The organism is Pediococcus damnosus, from assembly GCF_001437255.1.
Classification (GTDB): Bacteria; Bacillota; Bacilli; order Lactobacillales; family Lactobacillaceae; genus Pediococcus; species Pediococcus damnosus.
In genome coordinates, this window is sequence record NZ_JQBD01000039.1 from 1 (window position 1) to 17,875 (window position 17,875).

19 protein-coding genes are annotated in these 17,875 nt (G+C 38.9%); 17 read left to right on the top strand and 2 right to left on the bottom strand.

Annotation, left to right across the window (positions count from 1 at the left end; all coding sequences use genetic code 11):
* Positions 1-32 precede the first annotated feature (32 nt).
* Entirely contained in the window at positions 33-1,205 is a 1,173-nt protein-coding gene (locus tag IV84_RS06080) for a D-alanyl-D-alanine carboxypeptidase family protein (protein ID WP_046871999.1), read from the bottom strand.
* Between the two features lie 214 nt (positions 1,206-1,419).
* Here IV84_RS06080 and IV84_RS06085 point away from each other — a divergent pair, with 214 nt between their 5' ends.
* The 13 genes from IV84_RS06085 (at position 1,420) to accA (ending at position 13,738) form a co-directional block, all read left to right on the top strand.
* On the top strand, positions 1,420-4,317 hold the full coding sequence (locus IV84_RS06085; RefSeq protein WP_056986252.1) for a sigma-54-dependent transcriptional regulator: 2,898 nt from the start codon (positions 1,420-1,422) through the stop codon (positions 4,315-4,317).
* A gap of 241 nt (positions 4,318-4,558) precedes the next feature.
* A complete protein-coding gene (locus IV84_RS06090; protein WP_046872001.1) occupies positions 4,559-5,530 on the top strand; it encodes a mannose/fructose/sorbose PTS transporter subunit IIA in 972 nt (323 codons plus the stop codon).
* A 30-nt stretch (positions 5,531-5,560) separates the two neighbouring features.
* Positions 5,561-6,385: a PTS mannose/fructose/sorbose transporter subunit IIC gene (locus IV84_RS06095; protein WP_056986253.1), complete on the top strand. Its 825-nt coding sequence runs from the start codon at positions 5,561-5,563 to the stop codon at positions 6,383-6,385.
* A 16-nt stretch (positions 6,386-6,401) separates the two neighbouring features.
* Positions 6,402-7,346: a PTS system mannose/fructose/sorbose family transporter subunit IID gene (locus IV84_RS06100; protein WP_056986254.1), complete on the top strand. Its 945-nt coding sequence runs from the start codon at positions 6,402-6,404 to the stop codon at positions 7,344-7,346.
* 157 nt (positions 7,347-7,503) lie between these two features.
* Positions 7,504-7,917: a DUF956 family protein gene (locus IV84_RS06105; RefSeq protein WP_046872004.1), complete on the top strand. Its 414-nt coding sequence runs from the start codon at positions 7,504-7,506 to the stop codon at positions 7,915-7,917.
* Between the two features lie 19 nt (positions 7,918-7,936).
* Entirely contained in the window at positions 7,937-8,308 is a 372-nt protein-coding gene (locus tag IV84_RS06110; RefSeq protein WP_046872005.1) for a DUF956 family protein, read from the top strand.
* A gap of 30 nt (positions 8,309-8,338) precedes the next feature.
* Positions 8,339-8,752, top strand: coding sequence for a PTS sugar transporter subunit IIA (locus tag IV84_RS06115; RefSeq protein ID WP_056986255.1), 414 nt, complete (start codon positions 8,339-8,341; stop codon positions 8,750-8,752).
* Positions 8,753-8,754: 2 nt separating this feature from the next.
* Positions 8,755-9,255: a PTS sugar transporter subunit IIB gene (locus tag IV84_RS06120; protein WP_046872007.1), complete on the top strand. Its 501-nt coding sequence runs from the start codon at positions 8,755-8,757 to the stop codon at positions 9,253-9,255.
* A 201-nt stretch (positions 9,256-9,456) separates the two neighbouring features.
* Positions 9,457-10,437 (top strand): beta-ketoacyl-ACP synthase III, encoded by a 981-nt coding sequence (locus IV84_RS06125; RefSeq protein ID WP_046872026.1) that lies wholly within the window; start codon positions 9,457-9,459, stop codon positions 10,435-10,437.
* A 13-nt stretch (positions 10,438-10,450) separates the two neighbouring features.
* The gene (locus tag IV84_RS11220) at positions 10,451-10,849 is read left to right on the top strand and encodes an acetyl-CoA carboxylase biotin carboxyl carrier protein (RefSeq protein ID WP_046872008.1); all 399 of its coding nucleotides are present in this window, start codon (positions 10,451-10,453) and stop codon (positions 10,847-10,849) included.
* On the top strand, positions 10,842-12,185 hold the full coding sequence (locus IV84_RS06135) for an acetyl-CoA carboxylase biotin carboxylase subunit (protein WP_046872009.1): 1,344 nt from the start codon (positions 10,842-10,844) through the stop codon (positions 12,183-12,185). Before IV84_RS11220 ends, IV84_RS06135 begins: the two co-directional genes overlap by 8 nt.
* Positions 12,169-12,966, top strand: coding sequence for an acetyl-CoA carboxylase carboxyltransferase subunit beta (locus IV84_RS06140; RefSeq protein WP_046872010.1), 798 nt, complete (start codon positions 12,169-12,171; stop codon positions 12,964-12,966). Before IV84_RS06135 ends, IV84_RS06140 begins: the two co-directional genes overlap by 17 nt.
* On the top strand, positions 12,959-13,738 hold the full coding sequence (gene accA / locus IV84_RS06145) for a carboxyltransferase subunit alpha (RefSeq protein ID WP_046872011.1): 780 nt from the start codon (positions 12,959-12,961) through the stop codon (positions 13,736-13,738). Before IV84_RS06140 ends, accA begins: the two co-directional genes overlap by 8 nt.
* A gap of 49 nt (positions 13,739-13,787) precedes the next feature.
* Here accA and IV84_RS06150 read toward each other — a convergent pair whose 3' ends face one another.
* On the bottom strand, positions 13,788-14,888 hold the full coding sequence (locus IV84_RS06150) for an LCP family glycopolymer transferase (protein WP_046872012.1): 1,101 nt from the start codon (positions 14,886-14,888) through the stop codon (positions 13,788-13,790).
* Between the two features lie 166 nt (positions 14,889-15,054).
* Between IV84_RS06150 and IV84_RS06155 the strand changes: the two genes are divergently transcribed.
* The 4 genes from IV84_RS06155 (at position 15,055) to IV84_RS06165 (ending at position 17,816) form a co-directional block, all read left to right on the top strand.
* A complete protein-coding gene (locus IV84_RS06155; protein ID WP_056986256.1) occupies positions 15,055-16,008 on the top strand; it encodes an AEC family transporter in 954 nt (317 codons plus the stop codon).
* A gap of 89 nt (positions 16,009-16,097) precedes the next feature.
* Positions 16,098-16,670, top strand: coding sequence for a DMT family transporter (locus tag IV84_RS11420; protein ID WP_371861592.1), 573 nt, complete (start codon positions 16,098-16,100; stop codon positions 16,668-16,670).
* A complete protein-coding gene (locus IV84_RS11425) occupies positions 16,636-17,142 on the top strand; it encodes a DMT family transporter (protein ID WP_371861591.1) in 507 nt (168 codons plus the stop codon). The genes IV84_RS11420 and IV84_RS11425 overlap by 35 nt, the downstream gene beginning before the upstream one ends.
* A 2-nt stretch (positions 17,143-17,144) precedes the next feature.
* Positions 17,145-17,816 (top strand): 2,3-bisphosphoglycerate-dependent phosphoglycerate mutase, encoded by a 672-nt coding sequence (locus IV84_RS06165; RefSeq protein ID WP_046872015.1) that lies wholly within the window; start codon positions 17,145-17,147, stop codon positions 17,814-17,816.
* Positions 17,817-17,875 lie beyond the last annotated feature (59 nt).

The following is a 17,875-nucleotide window of genomic DNA, read 5'->3' on the forward strand; positions in this document are numbered from 1 at the left end:
CACCAATACCAGAAAGTGTAGACCCTAAATTTTTAGTTTTTCAAAGAATGATATTTATAAACATGGGTCATCAAAGCCGTTGTATCACTGCTCATGTCATCATCATGAATTACAACAGTAATTAATTTGTGGTGGCCTGGTTTCTGGCTAGATCCGATTAAACAGTAACCTGCCCGCGGTGTGTAACCATTTTTAAGCCCGTTAATATAAAGGGAACGGACATTATATTTACGACCTGGTAAAGTGGTATTCACATTGTGGACCCATTGACCATGGACTTTCAGGTTATTTATCTTAGTTGTTTGGTTCACTTCAGGATATTTATTCAGGAGATTTCTGGCAACCACGGCCATATCATGCGCCGAAATGGTATTTTGCGCGTAGGCACTTGAACCAGGATAGCGATAACCATAACCGTTCAGATCACCGTTATCTAAGCCACTTACTGACACAATGTAGTTACCACGAAGCCCCCAACTATTTAATTGCGAACGCATTCTTTGGACTTGTTTGACATTGCTACCAGAAACCCAACGCCCCAAAGCAATGACTGCTGCGTTAGAAGAATCGATTAGAGCCGCTTGGTAAAGTTGCTTAACTGTATATCTGACGCCATGTTTAAGAACAAATCCGCCGCAAGCATAACTTCTCGACATATTATAGAGACCACTGCCAGATGTATTCACGATGGAATTCCATGAATATTTTTTACTATGGACTTTTTGGAGCACGTTATAGATGGTAAGCAGTTTAATTGTGGAAGCTACTGGTACTTTAGCGGTAGCACTTTTATTGTAGAGGAACTTTCCTGTGTTGACATCAATTGCGGCCGCATGCGTGGATTTAATCCAGAATGGGGCACCACCTTTTGTGAGGTATTGTTGCCATACCCAACCAGAATACTTTTTATTACCACTTCTGACATAGAAGTAAACCGCGTTGGCCCTATTGTGACGAAGGGTCTCCTTTTTGGTAACGTACCAGCTGGTATGCGGATGTGATTTCAATAAAAATGCGCATCGAGAGTGGCTCTGATTATATGCTGCACCAGAATTGCTTTTATTATGGTAGGCAGTTGATCGGACATTTGAAATAGAAACCCGTTTATAGGTGGACTTGGCATTTACTGAATTTGTCGTGGAAAACATAAATAAAGCCACAAAAACGGTTAAAACGGTTAATACTGATAAAAATTTTCGATACATATGTAAAAATCCTTTCTAAATATGATACACACGTTGCATATTATGTAGTGCGTTCAATAAATAAGTTTAATCTGAATCGAGCTAAACATCAAGGGTGGCTGAGTTTTTATACCTAAACAAGAATTAAACTCTGTATTAATTCAGGTGGTGTGCTAGAATGATACTGTATTATAAGTGTATCAAAAAAGGGACATACAGAACTGAGGAACAGGTTATGAAACGAAAAGATCGTATTTACCAATTTATTATAGAAAAAACAACGTTAAATGAAACCAATCAATCAACTGATACCAAAACCTTTACCACTGAACAAGTGGCAAAAGAACTGGATTTAATTCGGTCAAATGTTAGTAAAGAATTAAATCAACTGGTACGAGAAAATAAACTGACTAAATTATCAGGACGTCCGGTTCGCTATTGCCGATACGTTGGTGACCAGGAACCAAAAAAAGAAGTTATCACTTCACCATTATCAGCAGGAAAACGACGAATTCACAGTGGCTTAGAACATACAGAAAAACCACAGGGCCCAACTGGAACTAATGATGTTTTCGAACATATGATTGGTAACAGTTCCAGTATGCGAAATCAAATTGAGCAGGCCAAGGCTGCAATTTTGTATCCACCGCGGGGTTTAAACACACTGGTGATTGGCCCAACTGGTTCTGGGAAAACGTATTTCGCTAATGCAATGTTTCAATTTGCGCAGAACCAAAATGTAATTAAAAAAACAGATCAGTTAACGACTTTCAATTGTGCAGATTATTCACATAATCCAGAGCTGTTAATGTCTCATCTATTTGGTTACGTCAAGGGCGCTTTTACTGGTGCTGACGAAGACAAAGACGGGCTCATTCAAGAAGCAGATAACGGGATGTTATTTTTGGATGAAGTGCATCGTTTGCCACCTGAGGGCCAAGAAATGATTTTTTATTTCATGGATCATGGCACGTACAGTAAGTTAGGTGAAACTTCTAAGACACATCATGCTAATGTGCGGTTGGTTTGCGCAACGACAGAAGATCCTGAAAGTTCATTGTTGAAAACTTTTGTACGGCGAATTCCAATTACCATTCAATTGCCGGCATTCAACAAACGAAGTCCAAAAGAACGAATTGAGTTACTAAAAGCTCTTTTGGGAATTGAGGCAAAACGAACGCATAAACAAATCACATTAACTGAAGATGTTGTGCAGTCACTTTTAGGCAGTGTGACCTATGGAAATGTGGGACAACTAAAATCAAATATCCAATTGGTTTGTGCTCGTGGCTTTTTAAACAGTATTTCTAATGAAGATGAAATCATGATTACTGTGGACGACTTACCACCAAATATTAAGGATGGCTTAGTACATTTAGCCGCTAATCGGCATGATTCTGGGGAAATTTCTAAGTTGTTGGAGCCGTACATGACCATTCGACCTGATTCCGATACACATGTCCTCACAAATCGAAATGATAGCTATGAGCTTCCCTATAATTTATACGAGATTATTGGTGATAAGGCGACTTTACTTCGTCAACAAGGTTTGGATCAAGAACATATCAATCATTTCATTACAACGGATATCAATCTTCATTTAAAGACATTTTCAACAGACGAAGATGATAAACGAAGCGAATCGAAGTTGGCTGAAATCGTCAATCAGGATATTATTGATTTCACAAAAGAGACTCAAGTTAAAATTGAAAAAGTTTTGAACTATAAATTTCGCGATAATTTCCTATATGCGATGAGTTTACACATTAGTTCCTTCATTAAAAGAATTCAATCTGGTAAACCAATGCGGACAATGAGTCAAGATTTGGTTGCCATGGTTAAAGAGTATCCAGCTGAAATGAAAGTTTCTCAGCAGATTAAGAGTCAATTGGAAGATCGATACAATGTGCCAATCCCGGAATCGGAAAGCTATTACTTAGCAATTTTATTGGTTTCGTTAAAGGTAGCACCAACTACAGGTAAAGTTGGAATTGTGGTTGCAGCTCACGGGAGTAGTACAGCTACATCAATGGTACAAGTTGTGTCCCAGCTCCTATCTGATAACACCATTCAATCATTTGATATGCCCTTGGATATGGATCCAAAAGTGGCATACAAGGATATTGTGGAATGTGTTAAACGAGCTGATGAAGGAAATGGTGTTTTACTTCTCGTTGATATGGGGTCACTAAGTACTTTTGCTTCTAAAATTACGAAAGAAACTCATATTCCAGTTCAAACAATTGATATGGTGACGACCTCAATGGTACTAGAGGCGGCTCGTAAAACCTCCTTTATCGAAACTGATTTATCGGCCATTTATTCAGAGTTACGCGAATTCCGTGGTTACTCTCGTGTAAATGCTAGTTCCACACGGAAACCAAAATTGGCGGACACGACTTCTAAAGCTGACTCTTCTGTACAACCAAAGGCAATTGTTGCGATTTGTTCAACGGGTGAGGGGACAGCAAAAAAGATTCAGTCCTTATTAGATCAGCTTTTAGTGGAAAACCTAATTGACGATATTAAAATCATTCCAATTTCGTTAGTTAATATGAATACTCATATTAAGAGTTTACAAAAGGAGTATCGGATTATCGCCACGACTGGGGTCACGCATCCTGATATTCAGGTACCGTTCATGTCACTGAAAAATCTCTTGGAAGGTGGCGGCGAACAATTTATTGATAAAGTGTTGGAGCGAAATTTCATTAGCGTTTTCGATAGTCATCAGGACGTGAAATTGACTAAAGAAGTATGCGCGCAATATTTAGACGAATTTTATACTTTCATTAATCCACATAAAATTACGAATGTTTTATGGCAATATGTAAATCAATTACAGACCGATACTCATAAAAAATTTAGTGAACCATTTAAGATTAATCTCATTATGCATATTGCAGGTGCAATTGAACGGTCACTAACAAATGGCGAGATTTCTGCAACAGACAAAGAATTAAAACAAATAAAAGATTCGAAATGGTATTCAGCAGTGAGGTCTGTAAACGATAAATACCTGCGTCAGATTAGAATCGAATTGTCGCCTGAAGAAGTTTATTACATTGTTAAACTCCTTGAAACTTGGCAAGCTAAAGATGAAACAGCCAACACAAAACAATTGAATAGTTAAAAGTAATTCACAAATAACACACAAAATAACACACAAGACTGTATCAGTTTTGTGTGTTATTTTAAAACGCTTTAAAGTAGGCGTTTTCATTTAGTGTACTTTGGCACGGTTTTTGCATATATATAAGTGAGTGCAAAAAAAGATGGTCTTGTACTTGTGAGGATCAAATTTAGTTACAGGTTATTGAGAAATTATTTGTTCATTTTTATTTACTGTAACAATCATAATAGGAGGTATAGAAATGGTAGGGATTATCATTGCTAGTCACGGTGAATTTGCTAACGGGATCTTGCAATCCGGATCAATGATTTTTGGAGAGCAAGAAAACGTCAAGGCTGTTACTTTAAAGCCTAGTGAAGGACCTGACGATATTAAAGGAAAATTGGAAGCGGCAATTGCCTCTTTCGAGAACCAAGATGAGATCTTGTTCTTAGTTGATCTCTGGGGCGGAACACCATTCAATCAAGTGAATAACTTGTTTGAAGCACATAAAGACAAATGGGCAATTGTTGCCGGTTTGAATTTACCAATGTTAATTGAGGCATATGCTTCAAGAATGTCAATGGATAATGCACGTGATATTGCAGCTCATATTCAAGAAACTGCAATCGAAGGTGTAAAGGTTCGTCCAGAAGAGTTGCAGAAGAAAGCACCTAGCACAAAATCAAAAAATGCTGGAGCTGCTGCAGGGAAACCTGGAAAACTCGAATACGTCTTGGCACGAATTGATTCACGTTTGTTACATGGACAGGTTGCAACTGGCTGGACCAAAGCAACTAATCCAACCCGAATTATTGTTGTTTCTGATAGCGTTGCAAAAGACGAATTACGGACAACAATGATTAAACAGGCTGCACCTTCTGGTGTAAAAGCACATGTTGTTCCAATTGATCAGATGATTAAGTTATCTAAGGATGACAAACATTTTGGTGGTCAACGAGCATTATTACTTTTTGAAACACCACAAGATGCGCTTAGAGCTATTGAGGGTGGCGTTCCACTTAAGACACTCAATGTGGGTTCTATGTCACATTCAGTTGGAAAAGTTCAACCTAATAAGGTTTTAGCTTTTGATCAAGATGACATTGATACATTTGCCAAATTGAAGTCTGATGGCGTTACATTTGATGTACGTAAGGTTCCAACAGATTCCAAAGACGATATGGATGAAATTCTTAAAAAAGCTGAAACACAGCTACAGAAACAGAAATAATTTAATGGAAGAAATGGAGGATTAATCGAAATGAATTTAAACGCTATTCAGATAATTTTAGTTATTCTTATCTCGTTTTTAGCCGGTATGGAAGGTATTTTGGATCAATTTCAATTCCATCAACCAGTTATTTCATGTACGTTGATTGGATTAGTAACTGGAAATTTAATGCCTTGCCTTGTATTGGGAGGTACTTTACAAATGATCGCTTTAGGCTGGGCTAACGTCGGTGCCGCTGTTGCACCTGATGCCGCTTTGGCTGGTGTTGCATCTGCAATTATTCTAGTTTTAGGTGGCCAAGGTAAAGCTGGTATTGCTTCCGCGATTGCGATTGCGGTACCTTTAGCTGTTGCCGGTTTACTATTAACAATTCTTGTTCGGACAATTTCAACTATGATTGTTCATATTATGGATAGGGTTGCTGCAGAAGGAAGTTTTAATAAGCTTGATATGTGGCAATGGATTGATATTTGTTTACAAGGTTTACGAATTGCTATTCCAGCTGCATTGATCTTAGCCGTTGGTGCTGGTCCTGTTAAAGCAGTATTGAACGCTATGCCAACTTGGTTAACCCAAGGCCTTTCAATTGGTGGTGGTATGGTTGTTGCTGTTGGATATGCAATGGTTATCAACATGATGGCGACTGCTGAAGTATGGCCATTCTTTGCCATTGGTTTTGTAATGGCAACCATTAAAGATTTAACTTTAATTGGTTTAGGTACAATTGGTGTTTCAATGGCTCTAATTTATCTAAACTTAGAGGCAAGCAGTTCTAATAATAGTGGTTCGACAAGCAGCGACGGAGGTTCCGATAATTCCGGCGATCCGCTTGGCGATGTCATAGATAATTATTAAGGAAGGGGCGAAAAAAATGGCAGAAACAGCAGATACAAAAGCAGCAGGTACAACATTGAAAATAAGATTAACTAAAAAAGATCGTGTAGCCGTTTGGTGGCGTTCAACCTTTCTTCAAGGTTCTTGGAACTATGAACGTATGCAAAATGGTGGTTGGGCTTACTCATTAGTCCCAGCCCTTAAGAGATTGTACAAGACCAAAGAAGACCGTGCCGCAGCCTTAAAACGACATTTGGTATTCTTCAATACTCATCCTTACTTAGCTTCACCAATTCTTGGAGTTACAATGGCTCTTGAAGAGGATCGTGCTAATGGTGCACCAATTGATGATGTTGCTATTCAAGGTGTTAAAGTTGGTATGATGGGTCCTTTAGCTGGTGTTGGTGATCCAGTGTTCTGGTTTACTGTTCGTCCAATTTTAGGTGCCTTAGGTGCTTCATTGGCTATGAGTGGTAGTATCATGGGACCAATCATCTTCTTCGTGGCTTGGAACATTATTCGAATGGCATTTACCTGGTATTCACAAGAATTCGGTTATAAAGCCGGTTCTGCAATTTCAAAGGATATGTCTGGTGGCTTACTACAAAAGGTAACTAAGGGTGCTTCAATTTTAGGTATGTTTATCTTAGGATCCTTAATTAACCGTTGGGTTGTTGTTAAGTTTACCCCAGTTGTTTCAAAAGTTGAACAAGCTAAGGGTGCTTACATTGATTGGGCTCATCTTAAGAGTGGCGCTGCTGGAATCAAAGAAGCTTTGACACAGCAAGCAGCTGGTTTATCTTTGGATAGGTACAAGGTAACAACCTTACAAGATAACTTGGATCAATTAATTCCTGGTTTAGCAGGATTACTTCTTACATTATTCTGTATGTGGTTACTTAAGAAGGGTGTTTCACCAATCGTTATTATCTTTGGTTTATTCTTCGCTGGTATTATCTTACATGTCTTACACATTATGTAATAAATTTAAATTAGCCTGGGATTTAGTTCCCGGGCTTTTTTATTAATTATGTTGATTAGTAGACAAAGATAAGTTTTTGCCCAAACGTACAAGTCGTCGTATAATAACTGTAATTGTATAAATGTGAAAGCAATAAAGAGAGAATGGAGTTGAGCAAATGGTTCAATCTATTAATACAAAGGTTGATTTAGTGATGAAAGGAACGTCGTATATTGGTTTAGGTAGTTATGGCCAAATCATGATCGGCGATAAGGGATTTGAATTTTATAGCTCCCGAAATGTTAAAGATTATGTGCAAATTCCTTGGACCGAGGTAAGCTATGTGTACGCTTCAGTTATTTTTAAAGGAAAGTGGATTCCCAGGTTTGCCTTAAAAACTAAATCTAATGGGACTTATTCTTTTGCTGCACGAGATGCCAAAAAGACCCTTCGCGCCATTCGAGTTTATATTGACCCTAATAAAATGTTGCGTTCATTATCCTTTCTTCAAGTTGTTAGGCGTGGGTCAAGAAATATTTTTCAAAAAATTAAAAATAAATTTAGTCGGCATAGTCGGACCAAGTCAAAATAATTAAGGAAAGTAATCATTAATGACTGAAACAAAGAATACAATAATTGATTTAAAAGTTACTGCTGACTTATTTGTCGGGGCTAATCAACGCGGAAAAATTGTGATTGGTGATAAGGGCTTTGAATTTATTAACAATCATAAGAACCGAAACTTTGTTTACTTACCTTGGGACGAGATTAGTCATGTTGTGGCCGCACGTGGAATTCGCAAGGGTAAGATCATGCGTTTTTCCGTGCAATCGAAGCGTAATATCGGATATGTGTTCACGACTAAAGACCCAAAAGGGGTATTCAGAGCGATGCGCAAACATATGGATGCAAAACAACTAGTTTACGAAAAAGATATGTTTGATCGGCTGCGACACAGTTTTAGAAAGCTTTTAAAAAAGTAGCAATTTAAATTTTAAAGGAGGAACACAAGCATGATTGCGTACATTGTGGCAAGTCATGGGGATTTTGCTAAAAGTATCGTGAAATCGTCTTGGGAAATCTTTGGAAAACAGGAAAAAGTAGTTTCTGTAGCTCTTGAACCTGATGAAGATCCTAAAAAACTTTTAACTAACTATCAAACTACATTAAAAGGTTTTGATCAAGATGATCAAGTGATATTTTTGGTTGATTTATTTGGTGGGACGCCATTCAACGTGGCAGGCCAAATTGTGGCTGAACATCCAGATCGGATGGCATTACTGACAGGTTTGAACTTAGCAATGTTAAGTGAAGCCTATGTTGTGCGTGATCAAAGCTTGAAGGATGCAGTTCTTCGCTTAGAGGAAAGTGCAAAATCTGGTGTTCGCCATTTGGAATTACCAGAAGAAGATAAGGGAGACGACTAGCTTTGACAATGAAAATTTGTTTAGCAAGGGTAGATAGTCGTTTACTTCATGGTCAAATTGTAACTGGCTGGTCAAAATTTGTTAAACCAAATCGCATTTTAGTTGTTTCGGATAGTGTGGCGAATGATGATTTACGTAAGATGTTGATTGTCCAAGCAGCACCAGTAGGCGTCAATACGAATGTGTTGACGATTGACAAAATGTTGCGAATTTATTCGGATCCGCGTTTTGATTCTTTCAAGGTTCTTCTATTAACCGAGACGGTTCAAGATATGTTAAGGCTTGTGCGTGGTGGAATGGATTTTCAAAAGCTCGGGATTGATATTGGCAGCTTAGCCTTCTCTCAAGGAATGACGATGCTTAATGATTCCATAGCAGTTGGCCCTGAAGAAATTGACGACATTCGTGCGTTGCATGCTGCCGGCCTTCAGGTTTATGCGCAAAAGATTCCAAATGATGGGAAAAAAGACATGTTAGCAATGCTGACAAAAAATAAATTATAAAAAATAGAACTAAAACAGGTAAGGTTGGCCACACAAAGTCCAACCAAATACGTGTTCTAGTTCTATTTTTTTGAAAAATTAATCTAATTCAGCAGTTTAGCACTTAGTTTTTAAAGTTTTTGAATAGAAGCAGGGTTAGATTACCAAATGACGGAAAAGATTGGTAAAATAGAGAAAACAATCGTAAGTGAGGAACAAAAAATGACGGTGAACATAAAGATTGCTGCTACAGGGCATTATGTCCCAAAGCGTATTGTCGATAACTTTGAATTAAGCAAAATCATGGATACGAGTGATGAATGGATTCAGACTCATACTGGTATTGAGACTCGTCATTTTGCAATGAACGGTGAGAATACTTCAGATTTATGTACGCAGGTTGGCAAACAGCTCTTAGATAAGAGTGGCGTTCAGGCTGATGAAATTGATCTGATCTTGATTTCAACCATCACACCAGATAGTTTAACACCAGCAACGGCCTGTATTGTGCAAGATAAATTAGGTGCCAAAAATGCATTTGCCATGGATATTTCGGCAGCATGTGCGGGGTTTGTATTTGGCCTGAGCACGGCTGAAAAATTCTTACGTTCTGGACGCTATCACAAAGCTTTGGTCATCAGTGGGGAAACTAACTCTAAGATGATGGATTTTGAAGATCGTACCTCTGCTGTTTTTTTTGGTGACGGTGCTGGTGGTGCACTTTTGGAAACCACAGATGATGTGAGTGAAGAATTCTTTATCGATGAGAAGCTGCAATCACTAGGTAGTGCTAATCAAACAATTCACAGTGGCAGAATTCAGCCAATTCAGGAAATTTCTGCAGATAACTATCCAAAAACAGACGCATTTTATCAGGATGGGCGCGCGGTGTTTACATTTGCGACAGAAACAGTACCGACTCAAATGCAGCAAATCTTAGAAAAAAATCAGTTGGGTGCAGACTCAATTGATGCTGTGATTTGTCATCAGGCAAACTTACGAATTATCGAAAAAATTAGTCAGACATTGACGATTTCGCTTGAAAAATTTCCGGTAAATGTCATTCATTATGGGAACACCTCGTCGGCAGGAATTCCAATGGCGTTGGATCAATTATCGCGAGTAAAAGGCCAACCGAAAAAGGTCCTGCTAACCGGATTTGGCGCTGGCTTAGACTATGCAAGTATGTTAATTAACTTCTAGGAGGTTAGATAATTTGAATTTAGAAGATATCAATAAATTATTAGATAAACTAGATCAAATGAACTTCAGTGAAGTAGAGATCGAAATTGACAAAACCAAAATTCATGTAAAGAAGGCAACGGGTGAAGCTCCAGTAGGACCAACTGGTAAACCTGTAAAGCAAGAACAACCATTTTCTGATTCAGTGATCAGTAGTCCTATGGTTGGGGTTGTGCACTTGGAAAAGCAATTAAAAGTTGGACAAAAAGTTGCCGTTGGTGATGTGGTTGCTCAAATAGAGAGCATGAAACTGTTTAACGATGTAACCAGTTCACAAGCTGGAGTGGTTAGTCAGTTATATGTAAAAGATGGTGATCCGGTTGAGTTTCATCAATCATTAATCGCTTTAACAAAGGATAACAAACATGTTTAGAAAAGTTTTAATTGCCAACCGAGGCGAAATTGCTGTTCGGATTATAAGCGCTTGTCAGAAGCTTGGAATTGCGACGGTGGCCGTTTATTCAGAGGCTGATCGAGAGGCGCTATTTGTGAAACAAGCAGATGAGTCAGTCTGTATCGGACCAGCAGCTGCCGTTAACTCCTATCTTAATCGGGAGGCCATTTTGATGGCGGGGATTAACACTAATGCTGATGCAGTTCATCCTGGGTACGGCTTTTTATCCGAAGATGCTTTATTTGCCCAAATGTGTGAAGAATGCGGCATGACTTGGATTGGACCACAAGCTTCTTTAATTCACGATTTTTCAGATAAAACCAATTCACGAGCACTTGCCCAAAAACGGGGATTACCAATCATTCCGGGCTCTGGCATGATCACCAGCGAGCCACAACTCTATGCTAAAGCTAACGCGATTGGCTATCCCGTATTATTAAAAGCTAGTCATGGCGGCGGCGGAAAGGGAATTCGCTTAGTGCATTCGGCTAAGGAACTCTTTGAGAAGTATCAACTAGTCAAAGAAGAGGCGGGGTCTTCTTTTTTAGATGGCACGATTTATTTAGAGCGGGCATTTGAAAAAGCCCGGCATATTGAAGTACAAGTGTTAGGTATGCCCGACCAATTATTGATTTTAGGCGATCGTGATTGTAGCTTGCAAAAAAATCGCCAAAAAATAATTGAAGAAAGTAATGCCGCAATTTTAACAAAAAAAGAACGCACTACTTTATATAAGCTAGTGCATCAGTTGTTGGATAGGTCAAACTATCAAAGCTTGGGGACAGTTGAATTCTTATTTGTACATCATCATTTCTACTTTTTAGAGATGAATACACGTCTGCAGGTGGAACACGGTGTCACCGAAGAAACAAGCGGAATTGACATCGTTCAGGCACAAATTCGGGTGGCAGCGAACGAAAAACCAGTGGTGCATCAAATCGAATTCACCGGACATGCGATTGAATGTCGACTGAATGCCGAAACTAATGTCGCTAAACAACAATTTGAAACGGGAAGGTTAACGCAGTTTGATTTACCAACTGATGTGCGCGTAGATACTGGTTTGCAAAATGGTGACGAAATTACGCCGTTTTATGATCGGTTGTTGGCAAAGATAATTGTGTACGCCAAAACGCGCGAAGCGGCAATTAAGAAAATGCAAATAGTTCTGAGTGACGTTAAGGTGACTGGAATTGGCACTAATTTGTCACAGCTCAAGCAATTAATAAATAGTACTCAGTTTGCGGAAAATCATTACAATATCCATTCTGTAGGGAAACTAATGGAGGCTGGATCACATGAGTCATATGCCTGAAAATAATAGTTGGCAGGCTTGCCGATACTGTGGAAAACATGTCCATAAGCTTCAATGGCACCCAAATTATCGATGCCCTTTTTGTGGACAATTACAGCGGTTAACAATTAAGCAGCGTCTGAGGATTACGATTGATGCAGATAGCTGGCAAAGTTTTGAAACGGTTGGAACCAGCACGGATTTCTTAGACTTTCCAGGATATACTGAAAAATTAAAAAGAGCCCAAGACAAAACTGGTGAAGCGGAGGCGATGTGTGCTGGTACTGCCAAAATTGGTGGTTTTCCAGTGGTTATTGGTGTTATGGATAGCCATTTTATGATGGGAACGTTAAATACCACAATAGGCGCAGTGATCAAACAGGCAATGGCTGAATCCGTTGCACGGAAGTTACCATTAATTCTGTTTGTGGCGTCAGGTGGGGCCCGCATGCAGGAAGGGATTTTTTCACTGCTGCAAATGAATACCATTTTAAATCAGTGGAGTCAGTTAGAAGATAGCAAAAATTTAGTCGTGAATATTTTGACGGATCCAACTATGGGCGGTGTTTCGGCTAGCTTTGGTTTTAAGGCCGACTATGTTTTGGCAGAAGATCACGCTCAAATTGGCTTTGCTGGAAAAAGGGTCATTGCACAAACTACCCATGAACAACTTTCTGACACTTTTCAGACGGCCGAAGATTTGTTGGCTCATGGGTTAGTGGATCAAGTCATACAACGTGAAAAAGTGCGTAGCCAACTAATTACCTTATTGCGAATTCATTTTGGAGGTAACCATGCCTGAAAAAAATTTGGAAGAAAAAATAAATTTAGTCCGCTCTCCGAAACGGTTGACTGCGCACCAACTTACTAGTCAACTTGTGACTGACTTTTTTGAGATTCATGGGGATCGTCAATTAGGAGATGATCCGGCTGTTACAACTGGAATTGGATTGTTTCATCAGCGTCCCATCACAATTATTGGAATTAATCGGGGAACTAATATCGAGCAACGCCGGGAAGTGAATGGTGGTGCAGTTCGAGTTACAGGCTATCGGAAGGCTTTGCGGGTGATTAAAGCGGCCGAAAAGTTTAACCGTCCGGTGATTAGTTTTATTAATATGCCAGGTGCAGATGCCAGCGTGTTTTCTGAACAACATGGACAAAGTGAAGCAATTGCGGATTTAATTGCCAAAATGGGTCAATTAAAAGTTATTAACATCGCACTTTTTCTGGGTGAAGGACATAGTGGCGGTGCATTGGCTTTTAGCAATGCAAATGCAATTCTGATGCTTGAAAATGCGCTGTTTTCAGTGGCATCACCGGAAGCCGTACAAGCAATTTTGAAAAATCGTGATGAGACTAGGGATGCGAGTGAGTTTTTACCGATGACTGCGCAACAACTCAAAAAAATTGGTCTTACAGATAGTATCATTAGTGAGACGCCAGCTGGTTCATTAGTACAACGAATTGATGATGAATTGATGAAAACGATGAAACGTTTTGAAAAATTAGATGGAGAACAATTAAGGCAACAGCGACGAGTTAAATTTGAAAAAGTTTTAAAATTGAATTGAACGTAGAAAAAAAGGGCTTGGAATTTTTCCAAGTCCTTTTTATATTTCATTAGGGAGTAGTTTGCGGTGTGCTTGCACTGGAAAACGGATCGCTATTAATTGAGGAAGAATTAATAGCGGAACTGCTGCTTGTGTTTGAATCACTGGAAGCTGAGCTACTTGAGCTGTCAGCAGTGTTTGAACTTTCTTGGCTTTCTTTTAGCGTGGTTGTTGCTTTTAGCCCTAATTCTTTACGAATTTTGTTTGAAACGCGTCGTCGTTCAGACGTTGGAGCGACCTGGTATGATAAGCCGTTAATGGTTTGACTGTCACCCTTTAAAGTTGTTGATTTAATATGGTGAGAAGCGTTTTTGTAATTAAAACGCAGTGCTAACATGTCGTTGAAAGTTAAATTTGTCTTCATATTTTTCTTCACAGAGTTCAAAATGGATTGAAATCTAGTGACTGAAGAAATGGAGAGGGCTTTTTTAGCAATTGCCAAGATAATTTGGCGCTGACGTTTTTGACGACCGTAATCACCATCAGGATCATCATAACGCATCCGGGAATAAGACAGGGCTTCTTTCCCAGTAAGATGTGTTTTGACCCCTTTTTTAACGTTGGCAGAGCCATACTTAAACGTTAATGGTGGAGTGACGTTAACTCCGCCAACTGCATTTACGAGATCTTCTAGTCCGCCCATGTTCATGACAACATAAAAATCGACGGGAACGTCAAGTAATGTTTGCACAGATTTAATGGACTGAGAAACCCCACCAATTTCATAAGCTGAATTAATTTTTTCTGTTGACCCATCAATGGTAACTTCAGTATCACGCGGGATGCTGGTCATGTATGTTGTTTCTTTTTGAGCATTTAAGGAAGCCACCATTATTGTGTCACTAAGACCAGTTGTCTTTCGACCTAAGGCCCCGGTATCAGTTCCTAAGACTAAGACATTAAGAGGCTTTTTATTTTTAATGACGTTGGATACATTCCGAGTCGAGGGTGTTTTCGTTTTTTGATAAGCTGAATTAACCGTATCTTTAGCATTGGCATACATGGAGTATGCTTTAGCGCCGCCAGCAATTAATAAAACTAAAATGATACCAATAGTCCACCAGATTTTTTTATGCGATTTCTTTGTATCTTTCATATGTTTCTCACTCACTAATGTAGTCCTCTTTTCAGCTATTTTAATTGAAAAAATGTGTTCGCTTTCATAGTGATCACACCATATTTACCAAGGTATTTGTGAAAATGGTCTATGAAAATATGCTATACTAGACCTTGTTTCATTATTTTAACTATCATACACCACTTGGAGAAGGGATAATATCACAATTTTTTTACATAGTATCCAAGGCGTTGTGACGATCATTGTCATGATCGCGGTTGGTTACATTCTATCCTGGCGAAATTGGTTTGATGAGGGGTCTTCACGGCTCATCGCCAAATTGGTCACTCAAATTGCATTGCCAGCTTATATGATTAGCACAATTACACATGATTTTACTGCAAAAAAGTTATTAAGTACACTACCAGACCTTCGTTTTCCGGTTTTGTCGATGTTAATTTTGTTTGCGTTGTCGATGGTTTTAGTTCGGGTCCTCCGAATTAAGGAGCAACATAAAGGCTTATTTGAATCAATGTTTTTGAATTCAAACACAGTTTTTATTGGACTTCCAGTTAATATGGCGTTATTTGGGACTAGCAGTTTGCCTTATGTACTGGTCTATTACATGGCAAATACAACGATTTTTTGGACTTTAGGTGTTTGGCTGATTCAGCGAGATGGTACGGAATCTCATAAATTTAATTTAAAAACGACGCTCGGAAAAATCTTTTCACCGCCATTACTTGGTTTCATCGTGGGCGTTTTTTTAGTGCTTTTGCACATCCAATTACCACAGTTTATTTTATCTGATTGTCAGTACATTGGTGGGTTGACGATTCCATTGTCTATGTTCTTTATCGGAATTGCGATTCAACGAGCAGGTATTAAAAATATGAAATTGAATCGAGATAGTCTCGGAGTATTGTCAGGTCGATTTATATTCGCACCACTATTAATGACACTTTTGGTCCTACCAATGCCGGTTCCATTGTTAATGAAGCAAGTATTTATTTTGCAATCCGCAATGCCAGTTATGACTAATGCGCCTGTAGTAGCGAAATTGTATCATGCGGACGAACAATATGCGGCAATTATGGTAACCGAAACGACGTTATTGAGTTTAATCATTATTCCATTGTTAATGATGTTTGTTAAATCAGGATTAATTACGTAATGCGTGGTGCAACAGATTGATTGTAGTAAGTAGCGTTTTTGCTTGAATTTAGAAGTTAAGTTTGTCAAGATTGGGAGATAATAGGGAAATTGAGAAAAACAGTTGGTTATATTAGTTTTGCAACTTTAATGTTTAGTTTGATGGAAATTGCACTTAAATTAGCGGGTGGGGCCTTTGATCCAATTCAATTAAACCTCATTCGTTTTGCGATTGGTGGATTGGTATTATTACCAATCGCTTTGAGAGCATTAAAAAAACAGCATCGCCGGTTAAACTGGCAAGATTTAAGGCTGTTTGGATTGACTGGATTTGTTTGTGTCATTATCAGTATGACATTGTATCAGTTAGCAATTGTCTACTCTCCAGCGGCAACTGTCGCGGTGTTGTTCAGTTGTAATCCAGTTTTTGCTTTAATCTTTTCATATTTAATTTTACATGAACGGCTAGGTCGCGCTAATATAATTTCAGTTGTTATATCAGTGATTGGATTGTTGGTTATCGTCAATCCAACCCATATTAAAAACGTTGTTGGACTAACACTAGCAGTTACCTCGGCATTAACTTTCGGTCTTTACAGTATTATTTCTCGATACGGTTCACAAAAAACGAGATTTAAATGGAATTGTAATGACTTGTTTTACGTTCTTAACAGGAACGGTTGAATTGTTCGTTATTGTTATGTTAACGCACGTTCCAGCGATTGGACGGGCAATGGGACAAGTTAGCTTTCTGAAGCAATTTGTTAATATTCCGGTTATTCACAACATCAGCTGGCAATATGTGCCACTATTATTCTTCATTGGCGTTTGTGTTACCGGTGGTGGATTTGCATTTTACTTTTTGGCAATGGAAACTTCCGATGTTTCGACGGCTTCACTGGTGTTCTTCATCAAACCAGCGTTGGCACCAATTCTAGCAGCTTTAATTTTAGGTGAAACAATTACAGTACCAACAATTGTGGGAATCGTGATTATCCTGTTGGGATCGGTCGTTACATTTATGGGAAACCGTTCCAAATCAGTTCGATCAGAAATGGGAAAACCTGTTTACCCTGAAAAAGAGCAGTCAGAAACTGATGATTCTTTAGTAGATAAAGTTAAAGGTTTGAATTCAAATTTTGAAGATGAGGATTAAAAATGACTTACTTAGTCTTATTACGACATGGTCAAAGTGAAGCTAATCGTGACAATGTGTATACCGGTTGGAGCGATGTGCCACTTACTGCGCAAGGAAGAGCTGAAGCTAAACGGGCTGGTAAATTGATTCAGCAAACACAAATTCAGTTTACCGATGTGCATACTTCGTTGTTAAAACGGGCAATTACGACAGCTGATATTGTTATGGACCAAATCCAACAGGACTGGTTACCAATCCATAAGACTTGGCGTTTAAATGAGCGACATTACGGAGCTTTGCGTGGTCAAAATAAGGATGAAACTCGAAAAGTTTATGGTGCCCATCAAGTGGCACTATGGCGACGAAGCTTTAAGGCCATTCCGCCTTTGCTGAAGGCGACGGAATCAGATCGACGGTACGTTGAGCTGGGTGACATCGAGCCTCGTGGAGAGAGCCTTGAAATGGCCTATAATCGTCTGTTACCATATTGGACGAACGAAGTTGCTCCTCGTCTGTTAGATGGGCACAATCAGTTAGTTGTGGCTCATGGCAGTACATTACGTGCGCTCATTAAATATTTGGAAGAAATTAGTGATGAGGGAATCGATGGGGTAGAAGTGGCAAATGGCGAACCAATTGTGTACCAGTTTGATGACCAATTGAAAATTATTAATAAAAAGTTTTTAGATTAAAAAGAGAGTCATCAAAAGCCTGATTGTTGTGGTTCTTCGTCAACTGTTGTTGGTGAACA

Coding starts and splice junctions, on each gene's coding strand:
- IV84_RS06090 (WP_046872001.1), top strand. CDS start 4,559: ATGGTAGGGATTATCATTGCTAGTCACGGTGAATTTGCTAACGGGATC.
- IV84_RS06135 (WP_046872009.1), top strand. CDS start 10,842: ATGTTTAGAAAAGTTTTAATTGCCAACCGAGGCGAAATTGCTGTTCGG.
- IV84_RS06165 (WP_046872015.1), top strand. CDS start 17,145: ATGACTTACTTAGTCTTATTACGACATGGTCAAAGTGAAGCTAATCGT.
- IV84_RS06095 (WP_056986253.1), top strand. CDS start 5,561: ATGAATTTAAACGCTATTCAGATAATTTTAGTTATTCTTATCTCGTTT.
- IV84_RS06110 (WP_046872005.1), top strand. CDS start 7,937: ATGACTGAAACAAAGAATACAATAATTGATTTAAAAGTTACTGCTGAC.
- IV84_RS06140 (WP_046872010.1), top strand. CDS start 12,169: ATGAGTCATATGCCTGAAAATAATAGTTGGCAGGCTTGCCGATACTGT.
- accA (WP_046872011.1), top strand. CDS start 12,959: ATGCCTGAAAAAAATTTGGAAGAAAAAATAAATTTAGTCCGCTCTCCG.
- IV84_RS06105 (WP_046872004.1), top strand. CDS start 7,504: ATGGTTCAATCTATTAATACAAAGGTTGATTTAGTGATGAAAGGAACG.
- IV84_RS11425 (WP_371861591.1), top strand. CDS start 16,636: ATGACTTGTTTTACGTTCTTAACAGGAACGGTTGAATTGTTCGTTATT.
- IV84_RS06085 (WP_056986252.1), top strand. CDS start 1,420: ATGAAACGAAAAGATCGTATTTACCAATTTATTATAGAAAAAACAACG.
- IV84_RS06125 (WP_046872026.1), top strand. CDS start 9,457: ATGACGGTGAACATAAAGATTGCTGCTACAGGGCATTATGTCCCAAAG.
- IV84_RS06100 (WP_056986254.1), top strand. CDS start 6,402: ATGGCAGAAACAGCAGATACAAAAGCAGCAGGTACAACATTGAAAATA.
- IV84_RS06080 (WP_046871999.1), bottom strand. CDS start 1,205: ATGTATCGAAAATTTTTATCAGTATTAACCGTTTTAACCGTTTTTGTG.
- IV84_RS06115 (WP_056986255.1), top strand. CDS start 8,339: ATGATTGCGTACATTGTGGCAAGTCATGGGGATTTTGCTAAAAGTATC.